General features: G+C 68.9%; 10 protein-coding genes. 7 read left to right on the top strand and 3 right to left on the bottom strand.

The annotated features are described in order from the left end of the window. Positions 1–10 precede the first annotated feature (10 nt). Positions 11–880, bottom strand: a complete 870-nt coding sequence (locus AC4D2C_RS08285; RefSeq protein WP_490914080.1) for a M15 family metallopeptidase — start codon at positions 878–880, stop codon at positions 11–13. Between the two features lie 2 nt (positions 881–882). After that, a complete protein-coding gene (coaA, locus tag AC4D2C_RS08280; protein ID WP_334210659.1) occupies positions 883–1,860 on the bottom strand; it encodes a type I pantothenate kinase in 978 nt (325 codons plus the stop codon). Between the two features lie 61 nt (positions 1,861–1,921). Between coaA and glmS the strand changes: the two genes are divergently transcribed. The 7 genes from glmS to AC4D2C_RS08245 all read left to right on the top strand — a co-directional run bounded on the left by glmS (position 1,922) and on the right by AC4D2C_RS08245 (position 13,810). Next, a complete protein-coding gene (gene glmS, locus AC4D2C_RS08275) occupies positions 1,922–3,862 on the top strand; it encodes a glutamine--fructose-6-phosphate transaminase (isomerizing) (RefSeq protein WP_490914079.1) in 1,941 nt (646 codons plus the stop codon). 54 nt (positions 3,863–3,916) lie between these two features. Then, entirely contained in the window at positions 3,917–4,288 is a 372-nt protein-coding gene (locus AC4D2C_RS08270; protein ID WP_490907513.1) for a holo-ACP synthase, read from the top strand. A gap of 44 nt (positions 4,289–4,332) precedes the next feature. Beyond that, complete coding sequence (locus AC4D2C_RS08265) at positions 4,333–5,937, top strand: NAD(P)H-hydrate dehydratase (RefSeq protein WP_490914077.1); 1,605 nt, start codon at positions 4,333–4,335, stop codon at positions 5,935–5,937. 108 nt (positions 5,938–6,045) lie between these two features. Next, on the top strand, positions 6,046–8,232 hold the full coding sequence (gene glgX, locus AC4D2C_RS08260; protein ID WP_490914076.1) for a glycogen debranching protein GlgX: 2,187 nt from the start codon (positions 6,046–6,048) through the stop codon (positions 8,230–8,232). A gap of 112 nt (positions 8,233–8,344) precedes the next feature. Then, positions 8,345–10,660 carry a malto-oligosyltrehalose synthase gene (treY, locus tag AC4D2C_RS08255; RefSeq protein WP_490914074.1) on the top strand — a complete coding sequence of 772 codons (2,316 nt, stop codon included), beginning with the start codon at positions 8,345–8,347 and terminating at the stop codon, positions 10,658–10,660. Next, entirely contained in the window at positions 10,657–12,414 is a 1,758-nt protein-coding gene (gene treZ, locus AC4D2C_RS08250; protein ID WP_490914072.1) for a malto-oligosyltrehalose trehalohydrolase, read from the top strand. Before treY ends, treZ begins: the two co-directional genes overlap by 4 nt. A 190-nt stretch (positions 12,415–12,604) precedes the next feature. Continuing rightward, positions 12,605–13,810 carry a GGDEF domain-containing protein gene (locus AC4D2C_RS08245; RefSeq protein WP_490914070.1) on the top strand — a complete coding sequence of 402 codons (1,206 nt, stop codon included), beginning with the start codon at positions 12,605–12,607 and terminating at the stop codon, positions 13,808–13,810. Positions 13,811–13,836: 26 nt separating this feature from the next. On the opposite strand, the gene AC4D2C_RS08240 is transcribed toward AC4D2C_RS08245, so the two are convergent. Beyond that, a complete protein-coding gene (locus AC4D2C_RS08240; protein ID WP_490914783.1) occupies positions 13,837–15,543 on the bottom strand; it encodes an HNH endonuclease signature motif containing protein in 1,707 nt (568 codons plus the stop codon). Positions 15,544–16,029 lie beyond the last annotated feature (486 nt).

Genomic DNA, 16,029 nt, shown 5'->3' with positions numbered 1-16,029 from the left:
CCGGCCCAGGTCAGTAGGACGGCGCTGCCGGCAGGCCGAAATGCTCCTCGAGGGTCTGCGTGCCCGCCGCCCTCATCGCGAGCGAGACGTCCCTGCCCACGTACCGGAAATGCCAGGACTCCGCGGAGAAACCCGTGATCTCGTGGGATCCCAGCGGGTAGCGGAGGATGAAGCCGAAATCTGCGGCATGAAGAGCTGTCCACTGTGCGGCGGGGGTGTCCCGGAAGCAGAGGACGAGCGTGCACGCTCCGTCCGCCTGCCCGATGTCGAACGCGAGCCCTGTCTGGTGCTCGGAATACCCGGGCCGCGCCGAGACCGTGTCCGCGCCCGCTGCGTCGCCGTACTGCGCCACCCATGAGGCGTACGTCGATTCCTGGGTTGCGAAGGACCGGTAGCCGCTGACCAGGGTGAGCGCCACGCCGTCGTTCGCTGCCGCCCCGAACATCTCCTCCACGGCCGAGGCGACGTCGGGGCGCAGCAGGGCGTTCTCCGCGGCCGTCGCCGCGTCGGGCTGCCGCAGGTCGGCGGGCGCGAAGTCCAGGGGCACGAGGGGGCGGCGCTTGTTCACGACGACGTCGACGGCGCCCGCGTCCGAGTGTGCACCGGCCGGCGGGGCAGTCGCGGTGGGACCCGCGGTGGGGCCGGCAGTGGGGCCGGCAGCCGCACCGGACGTCGTGGGCGCAGGGACGGGCTCCCGCTGGACCGGAGCGGGGAGCGTGCTCGAGCCCGCTGTGGACGAGGGATCGGAGGCGGCCGAGGATCCGGTGGCGGCAGGGCCCGACGCGACGGTGGTGGACACCGTCGCCGCGGGGTCTGCGCCCGAGCAGGCGGGAAGCGCCAGCGCGAGCAGCATCACCGCCACCGACCCCCTGACGCGCACCCTCAGGTCTTCCGGAGCAGCATGCGGCGCACGGAGTGGTCGGCGTCCTTGGTCAGCACCAGTTGTGCCCGGCCGCGCGTCGGCAGCACGTTCGTCACCAGGTTGGGCTCGTTGATACGCTCCCAGATGCCCCTGGCCGTCCGTTGCGCCTCCTCGTCGCTGAGGCCCGCGTAGCGGTGGAAGTAGGACTCCGGGTCGGCGAACGCACTGGAACGGAGGGACTGGAAGCGGTCGATGTACCACTGCTCGATGTGCGCGGTCTTCGCGTCCACGAAGATCGAGAAGTCGAAGAAGTCGCTCACGGCGAGCCCGGTGATGCCGTCGGTCCTCGGCCGTGCCGGGGCCAGGACGTTGAGGCCCTCGACGATCAGCACGTCGGGTCGGCGCACGACGATCTCCCGGCCGGGCACGATGTCGTAGGTGAGGTGCGAGTACGAGGGCGCCCGGACCTCGGCGGCCCCGCTCTTGACCTCGCTGACGAAGCGGAGCAGCCGGCGGCGGTCGTAGGACTCGGGGAAACCCTTGCGCTGCATGAGTCCGCGACGGTGGAGTTCCGCGTTCGGGTACAGGAACCCGTCCGTGGTGATGAGTTCCACGTTCGGGGTGTCAGGCCAGCGCCGCAGCAGTTCGCGCAGCACGCGCGCCGTCGTCGACTTGCCCACCGCCACCGAGCCGGCCACGCCGATCACGAACGGCGTCCTCGTGGTCGTCTCTCCCAGGAACGTGTTGGTGGCCGCGTGCAGCTGCCCCGCTGCGGCGGTGTATAGGTTCAGCAGGCGGGAGAGGGGGAGATAGACCTCGCGCACCTCGTCGAGGTTCAGCGCGTCGCCGAGGCCGCGGAGGCGCTGGACGTCCTCGACGTTCAGCGGACTCTCGATCTCGTGCGACAGGCGGGACCACATCTGGCGGTCCAGTTCGACGAAAGGTGTGAAGGATTCGGCACTGGTGGACTGCTGCGTGCCCGTGCTTGTGTCACTCACCTCACGATTCTGCCCGGTGCCTTGCGCATTAACAAACGCGGCCACCGGTACGCTAGGTGACATGTGTGGAATTGTGGGCTATGTAGGCCGGGACCACGGCCAAGGATCGTCGGCGCTTGACTCGGTCGCCCCGGCGTTCGATCAGGAACCGTCGGAGGCGCGCCACGGGGCGCTCGACGTCGTCATGGAGGGCCTTCGCCGGCTCGAGTACCGCGGGTACGACTCCGCCGGTGTCGCCGTCATCACGCCGGCGGGCATCGAGTCGCGGAAGAAGGCCGGCAAGCTGACCAACCTCGTCGGTGCACTGGCAGCGTCCCCGCTGCCGCGCTCGCTGACCGGGATCGGACACACCCGGTGGGCCACGCACGGCGGACCCACCGACCAGAACGCCCACCCCCACCTGGCCGACGACGGCCGGCTCGCCCTGATCCACAACGGCATCATCGAGAACTACGCCGAGCTCAAGGCCGAACTGGCCGGTGAGGGCCTCACCTTCATCTCCGACACCGACACCGAGGTGGCCGCCGGGCTGGTCGGCTACCTGTACCGCGGCCTCGTGAACAGCGGCACCGAGGGCGACCTGCTCACCCTCGCGCTGCAGCAGGCCTGCCAGCGCCTCGAGGGCGCCTTCACCCTCCTCGCCATCCACCAGGACCAGCCCGGAACCGTCGCCGCGGGCCGCCGCAACTCCCCGCTCGTCGTCGGCCTCGGTGACGGCGAGAACTTCCTGGGCTCCGACGTGTCCGGCTTCATCGACTTCACGCGCCGCGCCGTTGAGCTCGGCCAGGACCAGATCGTCACCATCACGCCCGACGAGGTGACCATCACGGATTTCTTCGGTGCACCCGCCGAGGGCACCGAGTTCCACGTCAGCTGGGACGCCGCCGCCGCCGAGAAGGGCGGCTTCGACTCCTTCATGGAGAAGGAGATCCACGACCAGCCGGACGCCGTCGGCCAGACGCTCCTCGGGCGCTCCGACGTCTCGGGCAACCTCGTACTGGACGAGCTGCGCATCGACGAGGCGATCCTGCGCTCCGTCGACAAGATCGTCGTCCTCGCCTGCGGCACCTCCGCCTACGCCGGGCAGGTGGCCAAGTACGCCATCGAGCACTGGTGCCGGATCCCCACCGAGGTGGAGCTGTCCCACGAGTTCCGCTACCGGGACCCGATCGTCAACGAGAAGACGCTCGTGGTCGCGGTCTCGCAGTCCGGCGAGACCATGGACACGCTCATGGCCGTCCGGTACGCCCGCGAGCAGGGCGCCAAGGTCGTGGCGATCTGCAACACCAACGGCTCCACCATCCCGCGGGAGTCGGACGCCGTGATCTACACCCACGCCGGTCCGGAGATCGCCGTGGCCTCCACGAAGGCGTTCCTCGCGCAGATCACCGCCGCCTACCTGCTGGGTCTCTACCTCGCGCAGCTGCGCGGCAACAAGTACCGCGACGAGATCGCGGACGTGCTGAACGACCTCTCCTTGATCCCCGCGAAGATCCAGTCCATCCTCGACGACGCCGACAAGGTCAAGCAGCTCGGCGCCGACATGGCGAACGCGAAATCGGTGCTGTTCCTCGGCCGGCACGTCGGCTTCCCGGTCGCGATGGAGGGCGCGCTCAAGCTGAAGGAGCTCGCCTACATCCACGCCGAGGGCTTCGCCGCCGGCGAGCTGAAGCACGGCCCGATCGCCCTGATCGAGGAGGGCCAGCCCGTCGTGGTGGTCATGCCGTCACCGAGCACCCGCGACTCGCTGCACGCCAAGGTCGTCTCGAACGTCCAGGAGATCCGGGCACGCGGAGCGGTCACGATCGTCATCGCCGAGGAGGGCGACACCTCCGTGGAGGCGTACTCGGAACACGTCTTCTACGTGCCCGCGTCCCCGACGCTCCTCGCGCCGCTGCTCACCACCGTGCCGCTGCAGATCTTCGCGCTCGCCCTCGCCAGCGCCAAGGGCTACGACGTGGACCAGCCGCGCAACCTGGCGAAGTCGGTCACGGTTGAGTAGTCCCCTCCGGGTGCCGCCGTGCAGCAGCACGGCGGCACCGGGCAGGGCCTCGGCGTGATCGTCGGTATCGGCGTCGACGTCGTCGACATCGAGCGCTTCCGTCAGCAGCTCGAGCGCACGCCGGCCCTCGTCGAGCGATTGTTCGTCCCCTCCGAGCGCGGGCTCACCATACGGTCCCTCGCCGCGCGTTTCGCCGCCAAGGAGGCCATCGCGAAGGCCATCGGCGCCCCCGTCGGCATGAACTGGCAGCACTGCACCATCGAGGTGGACGACGCCGGTGCGCCGTCCGTCGTCGTCGACGGGACCGTCGCGGATGCCGCCCGGGCCCGCGGCGTCGAGACCTGGCACCTGTCCATCAGCCACGACGGCGGCCTCGCCACGGCGATGGTGGTTGCGGAAGGCACAGCACCGCCGAGCGCAAAATAGTAACCGTGCTGATTACCGGTCGGCTTACCGCTAAGCTCGACCATATGCTGTTTGCCTTTTCCGGGGGTGACGTCCGCGCTGCGGAGGCCCCCCTCATCGACGCGGGGCAGGGGCATGCCCTCATGCAGAAGGCCGCCCACGGCCTGTTCGGCGTGGCCCTGGGCCTGCTGCGCGAGGCCGGCCGCGGGACGTACGGTGCCACCGCCGTCGTGCTGGCAGGCAGCGGCAACAACGGCGCCGACGCGCTGTACGCGGGGGAGCGTCTGCTGCGCCGCGGTGTCGCGGCCACGGCCGTCCTCACCTCCGAGCGTGTCCACGCCGCTGCCCTCGAGACCTTCCTCGCCGCCGGCGGCAGGAGCGTCCTGCTCGACGACGCCGGCGTCCCGGGGCTCGCGGCGCACGCCGCCTCCGCCGACCTCCTCATCGACGGGATCCTCGGCACCGGCGCCACCGGAAGCCTCCGGGGCGCCGATGCGGCCTTCGTGCAGGCCTTCAACGACACCGCCGGTCCCCGCGGCCGCCGGTCCGCGCTCGTGGTGGCCTGTGACCTGCCGAGCGGCATCGGCGTCGACTCCGGGCTCGTGGAGGGTCCCGTACTCCAGGCCGATGCCACCGTCACCTTCGGTGCGGCGAAGCCGGGACTGCTCATCGGCGACGGCGCCGTGGCCGCGGGTGAGCTCAACGTCGTGGACCTCGGCCTCGACCTCTCGCCGTTCACGCCCGCGGCCCGCAGCCTGCTCGATGCTGACGCCGCGGCACTGCTGCGTCCGCCCGGCGCGCATGACCACAAGTACTCACGCGGGGTGCTCGGCGTCGCCGCCGGATCGGACCGCTACCCGGGAGCCGCCGTCCTGGCCGTGGGGGCCGCCCTCGCGACCGGCGTCGGCATGGTGCGCTACCTCGGACCGACCGCGGTCGCCGCGCTGATCCACCAGCGGACACCCGAGGCGGTGGCCTCCACCGGGTCCATCGGCGACGCCCGTTCCCAGGCGTGGGTTGTCGGGCCAGGGGCCGTCGACGACGACGACCAGCGCCGTCGCGCCGTCGAGGCCCTGGCCTCCGGCCTGCCGGTCGTCGTCGACGCCGGAGCCCTCGCCGAGGTGCCCGATCGTGTGGGCATCCAGGTGGTCCTCACACCCCACGCAGGGGAGCTGCGTGACCTGCTCGCTGCTCGCGGACTCGACGTCGGCAGGCCGGCCATCGAGGCGGACCCCGCGCGCTTCGCCCTGCGTGCCGCGGAGCTGACCGGTGCCACCGTGCTCCTCAAGGGGTTCACGACCGTCGTCGCGGCACCGTCGGGCACCCTCTTCGTCCAGGCCGACGCCACACCCTGGCTCGCCACGGCGGGAGCCGGCGACACGCTGTCCGGGATCATCGGGGCGCTTGCCGCCACCCTCGCGGAGGACGACGGCGCCGCCCGGCGCGTGGGCGTCGCCGAGGAGGACCTGTGGGCGGCGGTCGCCGCCGCGGGAGCGCTGATCCATGGCAGGGCCGGGCAGCGCGCCGCACAGCGGGGGCCCGTCGTCGTCTCCGGACTGCCCGCCGAGATCGGTGCGGTGGTGGCGGGACTTCTCGACGAGCGTCGGCTGCCGGACACGGGGCCGCGTCACACGAGGGGTGGCGACGCAGTTAACCGTACCGACAGTTGAATGCGCTATGTATGGATCAAGCGGCCGGGGCACCAGGACCCCGAAGCCGGCGAGTATCACCGTGACCGCCGAGAGGGCGCGCACGGAACGGAACACCAAGGAGAACTGATGGAACTATGGCCCGGCGATGCGTATCCCCTGGGAGCAACCTACGACGGAACGGGGACGAACTTCGCGCTCTACAGCGAGATCGCGGACTCCGTCGTCCTGTGCCTCTTCGACGATGACGGTACCGAGACCTGCGTCGAGCTCAAGGAGGTCGACGGCTATGTCTGGCACGGCTACCTCCCCCACGTGACCCCCGGACAGAAGTACGGCTACCGTGTCCACGGCCCGAACAACCCGGCCGAGGGACACCGCTGCAACCCGAACAAGCTGCTCCTCGACCCCTACGCGAAGGCGATCTCCGGGGACCTCGACTGGGACCAGGCGCTGTTCGGCTACAACTTCGGCGACGAGCACTCCGTCAACAACGAGGACTCCGCCGCGCATATGATGCTCGGCGTCGTCGTGAATCCCTTCTTCAACTGGGACGGCGACCGCATGCCGCGGACACCCTACCACCAGTCCGTCATCTACGAGGCCCACGTCAAGGGACTCACGCAGCTCCACCCGGACATCCCCGAGGAGCAGCGCGGCACCTACGCCGGCGTGGCGCACCCCTCCGTCATCGCGCACCTGCAGAAGCTCGGCGTCACGGCCATCGAACTCATGCCCGTGCACCAGTTCGTGAACGACAGCACCCTGCAGGAGAAGGGCCTCTCGAACTACTGGGGCTACAACACGATCGGCTTCTTCGCGCCGCACAACAAGTACAACTCCACGGGCGACCAGGGCGAGCAGGTCCAGGAGTTCAAGGCGATGGTGCGCGAACTGCACCTCGCGGGCATCGAGGTCATCCTCGACGTCGTGTACAACCACACGGCCGAAGGCAACCACATGGGGCCGACGCTCTCGATGCGCGGTATCGACAACGCGTCCTACTACCGCCTGGTGGAGGACGACAAGCAGTACTACATGGACACCACGGGTACCGGCAACTCGCTCAACGTCGGCAATCCGCACTCCCTGCAGCTGCTCATGGACTCGCTGCGCTACTGGGTCACCGAGATGCACGTCGACGGCTTCCGCTTCGACCTCGCCTCCGCCCTCGCCCGCGAGTTCTACGAGGTGGACCGCCTCTCGGCCTTCTTCGAACTCGTGCAGCAGGACCCGGTCGTCTCGCAGGTGAAGCTCATCGCCGAGCCGTGGGACGTCGGACCCGGCGGCTACCAGGTGGGGAACTTCCCGCCGCAGTGGACCGAGTGGAACGGCAAGTACCGCGACACTGTCCGCGACTTCTGGCGTGGGGAGCCTTCCAGCATCGGCGAGTTCGCCTCACGCCTCACCGGCTCGGCAGACCTGTACGAGCACTCGATGCGGCGTCCCGTCGCGTCGATCAACTTCGTCACCGCCCACGACGGCTTCACGCTGCGGGACCTCGTGTCCTACAACGAGAAGCACAACGAGGCCAACGGCGAGGACAACAACGACGGCGAATCGCACAACCGTTCCTGGAACGGCGGGATCGAAGGCCCCACCGACGATCCCGAGGTGCTCGCGATCCGCGTCCGGCAGCAGCGCAACTTCATCGCCACCCTCCTGCTCTCGCAGGGCGTGCCGATGCTGCTGCACGGCGACGAACTCGGGCGGACGCAGGAAGGCAACAACAACACCTACTGCCAGGACTCCGAGCTCAGCTGGGTGCACTGGGACAAGATGGACCAGCCGTTGCTCGAATTCACCGCGGCGGTGAACCGCCTGCGGTCCGAGCACCCCACGTTCCGCCGTCGCCGGTTCTTCGACGGCCGCCCCGTGCGCCGCGGCGAGGGCGAGGCGCTGCCGGACATCGTATGGCTCGATACCTCCGGAGAGCTCATGGCACCCGAGGACTGGAACAGCGGCTTCGGCCGCTCGATCGGAGTCTTCCTCAACGGCCAGGGCATCCAGGGCCGGGACGCACGCGGCCAGCGGATCGTGGACGCCAATTTCCTGCTGTACTTCAACGCGCATGACGAGGCCGTGAACTTCACGATCCCCTCGGACGAGTACGGCACGTCGTGGGACGAGGTCATCGACACGGCGGGCAAGTACGCCGACAGCGAGGCGATCCCGTCGGGCGCCGTGGTGTCCGTCGAGGCGAAGTCCATGGTGGTCCTCCGGGCCCACTCCGAGGTCGAGGATCTCGACCACTCGGTCGCGGCGTCCCTGGCCATCCTCGCCAACGAGGTCACGTCCAAGACCGGCACCCAGTAGCAGTAACCGCACCACCGGGGGTGCACCCGAAGGGGTGCACCCCCGGATCCCATCCGTCGCCGCCCGTTCCCGCCCGCTCGACCCCCGACCGCCCCTCCAGGAGGACTCCACCGTGCTGACACCGACATCGACCTACCGGCTGCAGATCCGGAGCGAGTTCGACCTGCATCGGGCCGCGGCCCTGGTGCCGTACCTGCATGACCTCGGGGTGGACTGGGTCTACCTGTCACCGATCCTGACGGCGGAGAAGGGGTCCGGCCACGGCTATGACGTGACCGACCCCACCACCGTCGACCCCGACCGCGGCGGCCCCGACGGCCTCGCGGCGCTCAGTGAGGCCGCGCGGTCGGCGGGCATGGGTGTGCTCGTGGACACCGTCCCCAACCACATGGGCATCGAGACCCCCGCTGACAACGCCTGGTGGTGGCAACTGCTCAAGGAGGGCCCCTCCTCGCGCATGGCGGAGGCGTTCGACGTCGACTGGGATGCCAACGGCGGCCGCATCCGCGTGCCGGTCCTCGGCGACGGCGACGACGAACTGGACCAGCTTGCCGTCGTCGACGGTGAGCTGCACTACTACGACAACCGCTACCCGATCGCGGACGGCACCGCCCACCCCGGCGACACCGGCGCCGAGGTGCACGACCGCCAGCACTACGAGCTGGTCAACTGGCGCCGAGCCGACAGCGAACTGAACTACCGGCGCTTCTTCGGCGTCAACACCCTGGCTGGACTCCGCGTGGAGGTGCCGTGGGTCTTCCAGGAGAGTCACAGCGAGGTGAAGCGGTGGTTCGACGAGGGCCTCGTGGACGGACTGCGCATCGACCATCCGGACGGCCTCGCCGATCCGAAGGGCTACCTCGACGACCTGCGCAGCCTGACCGGCGGTGCCTACGTGCTCGTCGAGAAGATCCTCGAGCCGGGGGAGAAGCTCCCCGGCGACTGGGCCACCGAGGGAACCACGGGGTACGACGCCCTTGCGGACATCGACCGCCTCTTCACGGATCCGGCGGGAGAGCACGCGCTGACGGCCACCGTCCCCGTCGACCCGTTCCACGAGATGATCCACGGGACCAAGCGCGGCATCGCCGACGGCATCCTGCGCTCCGAGGTCCTGCGGCTCGCACGGCTCGTCCCGTCCGGGGCAGGGCTCGACGACGATGCAGCGGCGGACGCCATCGCCGAGCTGCTCACCTGTTTTCCCGTCTACCGAAGCTACCTGCCGGGCGGAGCGGAGTACCTCACCGAGGCGGTTCGCGATGCCCAGGTGCGTCGCCCGGACCTCGCGGAAACCATCACGGCGCTCCACCCGCTCCTCAACCCGTTCCTCGACGGCGGCTCGGGGGAGCTCACGGAGCTGGCCCGGCGGTTCCAGCAGACCTCCGGCATGGTGATGGCGAAGGGTGTCGAGGACACCGCGTTCTACCGGTATTCGAGGCTCGTCTCGCTCAACGAGGTAGGCGCGGACCCGGGGATCTTCGCGATCGACCCGCTCGAACTGCACCGCCGCCTGCTCCAGCGCGAGACGGATAGCCCGCTGGCCATGACGACGCTCAGCACGCATGACACGAAGCGCAGCGAGGACACCCGTACCCGCATCTCGGTCATCTCCGAGGTCGCCGACGAGTGGACCGCGATCCTCGCGCAGCTGGAGGACCTGGCGCCCATCAAGGACCCCACGTTCGCGCCGCTGCTCTGGCAGTCGCTCATCGGTGCGTGGCCGCTGAGCAGGGAACGGGCCCACGCCTACGCGGAGAAGGCCTCGCGTGAGGCCGATCTCAGCACGCACTGGACCGCCCCGGACGAGGACTTCGAACGCGGCATGCATGCAGCCGTGGACGCAGCCTTCGACGATGCCGCCGTGTCGGGTATCGTCACCGCCTTCGTGGAACGCATCCAGGCAGCGGGGTGGTCCAATTCGATCGGACTGAAGCTGCTGCAACTGACCATGCCGGGCGTCCCGGACGTGTACCAGGGCACCGAGTTCTGGGACACGTCGCTGGTGGACCCCGACAACCGCCGCGAGGTGGACTACGACGCCCGACGCCAGGTGCTGACAGATCTGAACTTCGGTGCGCTGCCGCCGGTCGGGGCTGACGCCCATGCCAAGCTGCTCGTCGTCTCGCGTGCCCTCAAGCTGCGCCGTGACCGGCCGGAGCTGTTCACCGGCTACACCGCCGTCGCCGCCTCCGGCGAGGCCGCGGAGCACGTATTCGGGTTCGACCGCGGCGGCGTGGTCACCCTCATCACGCGGTTACCCTTCGGGCTCGTGCAGCGCGGCGGGTGGGGTGACACCACCCTGGAGATCCCCGCCGGCAGCTACACCTGTGCGCTGACCGGCACAGCCGTCAGCGGTGGCACCGTGCGTGCGGCCGACATCTTCTCCACCTTCCCCGCAGCCCTACTGGTCCAGGAGGACGCAGCATGAGTTCCACGTTCGATGTCTGGGCGCCCCGCGCCGAGTCCCTGACCCTCGTTGCCGACGGCGCCCGGTACCCGATGACTCAGGGTGACGGCGGCTGGTGGCACCCGACCGACGCGCCGCCGTCATCTTCGTCCGATGTCTCCTACGGCTACCTGGTGAACGGCTCCGAGACGCCGGTGCCCGACCCCCGCTCACGCCGCCAGCCCGAGGGCGTCCATGGGCTCTCCCGGACGTTCGACCCGGCGGCCCACGCATGGCAGGACGAGTCGTGGCAGTCACCGGGGCTCACCGGCGGGGTCATCTACGAGATGCACATCGGCACCTTCACGCCCGAGGGGACGCTCGATGCTGCAATCGGCAAGCTCGACTACCTCGTGGACCTCGGGGTGCAGTTCGTGGAGCTGCTGCCCGTCAACGCCTTCAACGGCACCCACAACTGGGGCTACGACGGCGTCCTCTGGTACGCGGTGCAGGAGACCTACGGCGGTCCTGCGGCCTACCAGCGCTTCGTCGACGCGGCGCACCGGAAAGGTCTCGGCGTCATCCAGGACGTCGTCCATAATCATCTCGGACCCAGCGGCAACTACCTCGGCCTCTTCGGTCCGTACCTCACCGAGGGGATGTCCAACACATGGGGCGACTCCCTCAATCTCGACGGCCCGCAGTCGGACGAGGTGCGGCAGTACGTCGTCGACAACATCACCCAATGGTTCAGGGACTACCACGTGGACGGTCTCCGGCTCGACGCCGTGCACGCCCTCCATGACGAGCGTGCCGTCCACATCCTCGAGGAACTGGCGACACGGACCGACGAGCTGGCCGAGGAACTCGGCAAGCCGCTGTTCCTCATCGCCGAGTCGGATCTCAACAACCCACGCCTGATCCAGGGCCGGGACGTCGGCGGGTACGGCCTCGCCGGGCAGTGGAGCGACGACTTCCACCACGCGGTGCACGTCAACCTCACGGGCGAGACCGAGGGGTACTACCTGGATTTCAACTCCGTGGGAGCACTGGCGAAGGTTCTCGAGAAGGGGTTCTTCCACAACGGCACCTACTCGTCCTTCAGGGAACGCCACCACGGTCGCGAGATCGACCCGTCGCGTGTGTCGCCGCTCCAGCTCGTCGTCGCGACCCAGAACCACGACCAGATCGGCAACAGGGCCGCAGGTGACCGCATCAGCGCGACCCTGAACCCGGCGCAGCTCGCGCAGGCTGCCGTCCTGAACATCCTCGGGCCCTTCACCCCGATGCTCTTCATGGGCGAGGAGTACGGTGCCTCCACGCCCTGGCCGTTCTTCACCTCCCATCCGGAACCGGAGCTCGGCAAGGCCACTGCCGAGGGGCGGCTGAAGGAGTTCGAGCGGATGGGCTGGCGCCCGGAGGACGTGCCCAATCCGCAGGACCCGGAGACGTTCGCGTCGGCCAAGCTGGACTGGGCCGAGATCGAGCAGGGGCACCATGCCGAGCTGCTCGCCACCTACCGCGACCTCATCCGCCTCCGTCGCTCCCACCCCGAACTGCACGACGCCGACTTCGGGAGCATCTCGGTGGACTTCGACGAGGAGAACCGCTGGATCGTCATGCACAGGGGCAGCACCGATGTCGTCCTAAACCTCAGTGACGCCATGGTGACGGTGCCCGTCCGTGGCGCCGGCGCCGAGGTGCTGCTGTCCACGGTCGACGGCGTCGGACTGCTCGACGACACGGTGCAGCTTCCGCCTCACGCGTCGCTCGTCCTCCGCCCGGGCAGGGCGTAGTCCCGGGGAGTAGTTCAGGACTGTGCAAGGGTTCGGACAGGACTGGCACCGGGGGCGCTGAAGGGTCGGTGCTCCCGGTCATACTGGGCGGGACACTCTTCCCTGCGCTGAATCGGGTCCCGACGCCATCGGTGGCGGGGCCCGGGTCCGCCGGAAGCGGTACGCGGACAGCACGAGGCGGCAAGGACACATGACACTGGACACGACAACCCTGCAGGCGGCATTCGGGGCTATCTCCATCACGCTCTTCGTGCTCTTCTACACGGTGTCGTTCCGGCAGACGCGCTCGGCATACAGCGCCTGGTGGTGCGCGGCGATCGCCCTCTTCTTCACGGGGACCACCAGTTACCTTCTGGACGGAACGGTGCACCAGGTCTGGGCCAATCCGCTGGGGAACACGCTGCTGGTCATGGGAGCGGTCTGTGTCTGGGCAGGAGCCCGGACCCTGCGCACGAGCAGGCCCGCGTGGCTGCAGCTGGCAGCGGCACCGCTGCTCACACTGGCGGCCTCGGCACTCGGCGGCCCCGCCGCCGATTCGTGGTCCGGCGGTCCGGTGTTCCTCGGGATGATGTCCCTGGCCATCGGCCTCGCGTCGTGGGAGCTGTGGCGCCTGCCGAGCAGCTACAGCAAGGTGCAGGCTCCCCTCGCGGTCTCCTCCGGCTTCGTGGCGATCCTGTACCTCGCGCGGTGTCTCGCGTTCGTCGTGGGAGGTCCCGACGGCCATGTCTTCACCACCTACTTCGGCTCGGGCATCACGACGCTCGTCACCATGCTGCTGCTCGTCGTCGTCTCCTTCAGCGCGGCGGCGCTCAGTGCCGAGCAGATCGCCACCGATCTGCGGGCCCGTGCCGACCGTGACGCGCTCACCGGGCTGCTCAACCGATCGGGTTTCCTCGACCTCGCCGCCACGCACGCGGACCGGCTGTCCCGGGCCGATCGTCCCGGGACGCTGATCCTCGCGGACCTCGACTTCTTCAAGGCCGTGAACGACACGCACGGGCACGCGGCGGGGGACACAGTGCTGAGGGCCTTCGCGGAGGCCTGTACCGAGACTGTCCGCTCCACGGATCTGGTGGGACGCTACGGGGGCGAGGAGTTCATCTTCCTGCTGCCGGGCGCGTCGGTCTCGAGGAGCGAGGACATCACCCGGGCTGTGAGCATGGCTCTTCGGGGTCATTCGACCCCGGGCGGCTTCGAGATGCCGACCGTCAGCTACGGCATCGCCGCTATCGAGGCGAGCGAGTACGACCTGGATGCGGCCATCGCGGCGGCCGACCGGGCGCTCTATGCCGCGAAGGCCAGTGGTCGCGACAAGTCCGTCCGGGCGATCGGTCCGGCGATGGAGAAGGGGCGTGACTCGCCGACGGGACCACCGGGCGGACCTCCCGGCGTGTGAGCTGACGGACAGCCGGTCGCAGGTGGTCACGACGCCAGCTCCCGGTGCTCGTTCCGTCGCGGGACCCGTTCGGCATCGAGATAGGGCGGCGGGATGAACCAGGGCAGTCCTTCCTTCACCTCGATGACCCAGTTGCCCTGCTCGATCAGGCGATGATGGAAGGAGCAGAGCAGGCAGCCGTTGGAGACATCGGTCGGTCCGCCGTCCGCCCAGGGTGTGATGTGGTGCGCTTCGGTCCAGACCGCCGGGATGGTGCAGGAGGGAAAGGCGCACCCCCTGTCCCGAGCCACGAGTGCTCGACGCTGGGCTACGCCGAAGAGACGCTGGGCACGACCGGCGTCGAGGATCTCGCCCTGTCCTCCCAGGACGATCGGGATGATGTCCGCATCACAGGCCATCTTCCGCACCACGCTCGCGCTCATCGGCCCGCCGAATACGCTGTAACCGCCACCCAGCGTGGTGGGCCCGAGGCGCTCCACTGTGCTGATCGATGGTTTGGAGACGAGATCGCAACATTCGCCGTCGGTGGCGAAGGTGCCGTCGTTGCCACTGCGGACGATCAGGCGTTCCATCGAGGGAAGGTGCGGACGATGCCCGCGCGCCCGGGAGGTGCCACCCGCTCGTTCATCGAGTTGCCCCACGAGAGTCCGGTAGTCGATGGTGACCATGACCTGAGGCCAATGACCTCCCGTGGCGGGTAGCGTGTCCGTCGCAAGGGCGACCTGACACGCGCCGACCAGCCCGTCGAGGAGCAGTTGGGGCCGCGTGCGCGTCTCGGGGAGGTCGCAGGCTCCCACGGCGGCGCCTGCCGAGGCACTGTTGTCCTGGCCCGGTTCGGCACTGCCGGGCGAGACGGAACGGCCTGGATCGGGACTTCCTGGTTCGGAACACCCTGGATTGGTACTCTCCGGACCGGAACCCTCTGCACTGAGACTTCCAGTGCCCGGGTTGCCCTCGCCGAAAGGGGCAGAACCGGAAGCCATTGTCCTGAGGCGCGGATTGGCCGCAGTGTTCATGGCGGTCAGGAGGTACTCGAACTGTTCGTCGTCGGCTGCGATCTCGAGTCGCTGCAGGCCGCGCCGTCGGCCCCTGACGAAGACGCCCTGTTGGGCTCGCAGCGTCTCCTCGGTGGGTTCACGGCCATCAGGATCCAGCGCGTATTCCCACCGCCGAGTCACGACGCGGAGAAGGTCGCCGTCGGATTCGACCGCCTGAGCCGTGAGGCATTCCTCCATGGCGAGCACCGCCGCGGGTTCGGCGTTCGTACGGGCACGATCGACGCCGTCATGGATCTGGAGCGCGGCATCCGCACCGAGATCGCCTGCCGCGAAAGCGGCCGCAAGTACTTCGTAGCGGGGCGGACAGACGTCACCTGTCAGGGTCGGCTGCCCGGTCACCGCCAGGCCCAGCCGCACCCGACGCCGGGCTTCGGCCCTCGTGATCCGGAGCCGAGCACGAAGATAATCGGCCGTGTCTCGGAATTCACTTCGCTGCCGAAGGGCGTTCTGGTTTCTCGATGAGCAGGAGCTTGAGCCTGAGCCCGAGCCTGAGTCCGAGCCCAAACCGGAGCTCCAGCCCTGGCCCCAGCCCGAGTCGCAGCCCACCGCCGATTCTGCCTGGAGCCGCCCGCCGATTCCCGCGACCCGCTGCCGTTCGGCGGCAGCAGCTCCGACGGCCTGGAGGTATTCCAGCGTCCGGGAAAGGGCCTCCACCGATTCAAGACACGTCACCATTTCAGCTGTCGGTAGGACGTCTGCCAGTGCGCTGAATCGTCGGCCGGCCGCTTCCAGCACGGGCACGAGCGAGGTCAACGATTCCTCCGTGCCGGCATCAGGATCAGCGAGTGCGAGTGACATGAGCCAATTTTATTAGAACGGAATTACTAATATTCTTCCCATGTCGCTATGTGGATAAGTCGCGCTCTGTCAGAACGAGCCGGGGGAGGTGGGCCGAGCGAGCAGGTTGAGGAGGGGACTGGCGCAGGTGGCTGGAGTGCGGGCCGGAGGAGTGGGCCAGGGAAGCAGCCAGGAAACTGGCCGGAGGATTTGATCCGAGGGCGTCAGGAGACGGACGAGTGGAGGCGGCTGGGCAGCCGGAAGGGTGCAACGGCCCGCAGAGCAAGCAGCGACCCCCGACTCGACCGCCCCGGCTACTCCGGAGCGGTCGACCTAGGATGAGGACATGACTTTTGTGCCTGTTGAGACTCGTTATGCTTCGAT

It is taken from the genome of Arthrobacter sp. TJ-240 (assembly GCF_058269195.1).
The sequence above is the reverse complement of the archived record's forward strand: the minus strand, read 5'-3'. Positions and strand labels throughout refer to the sequence as shown.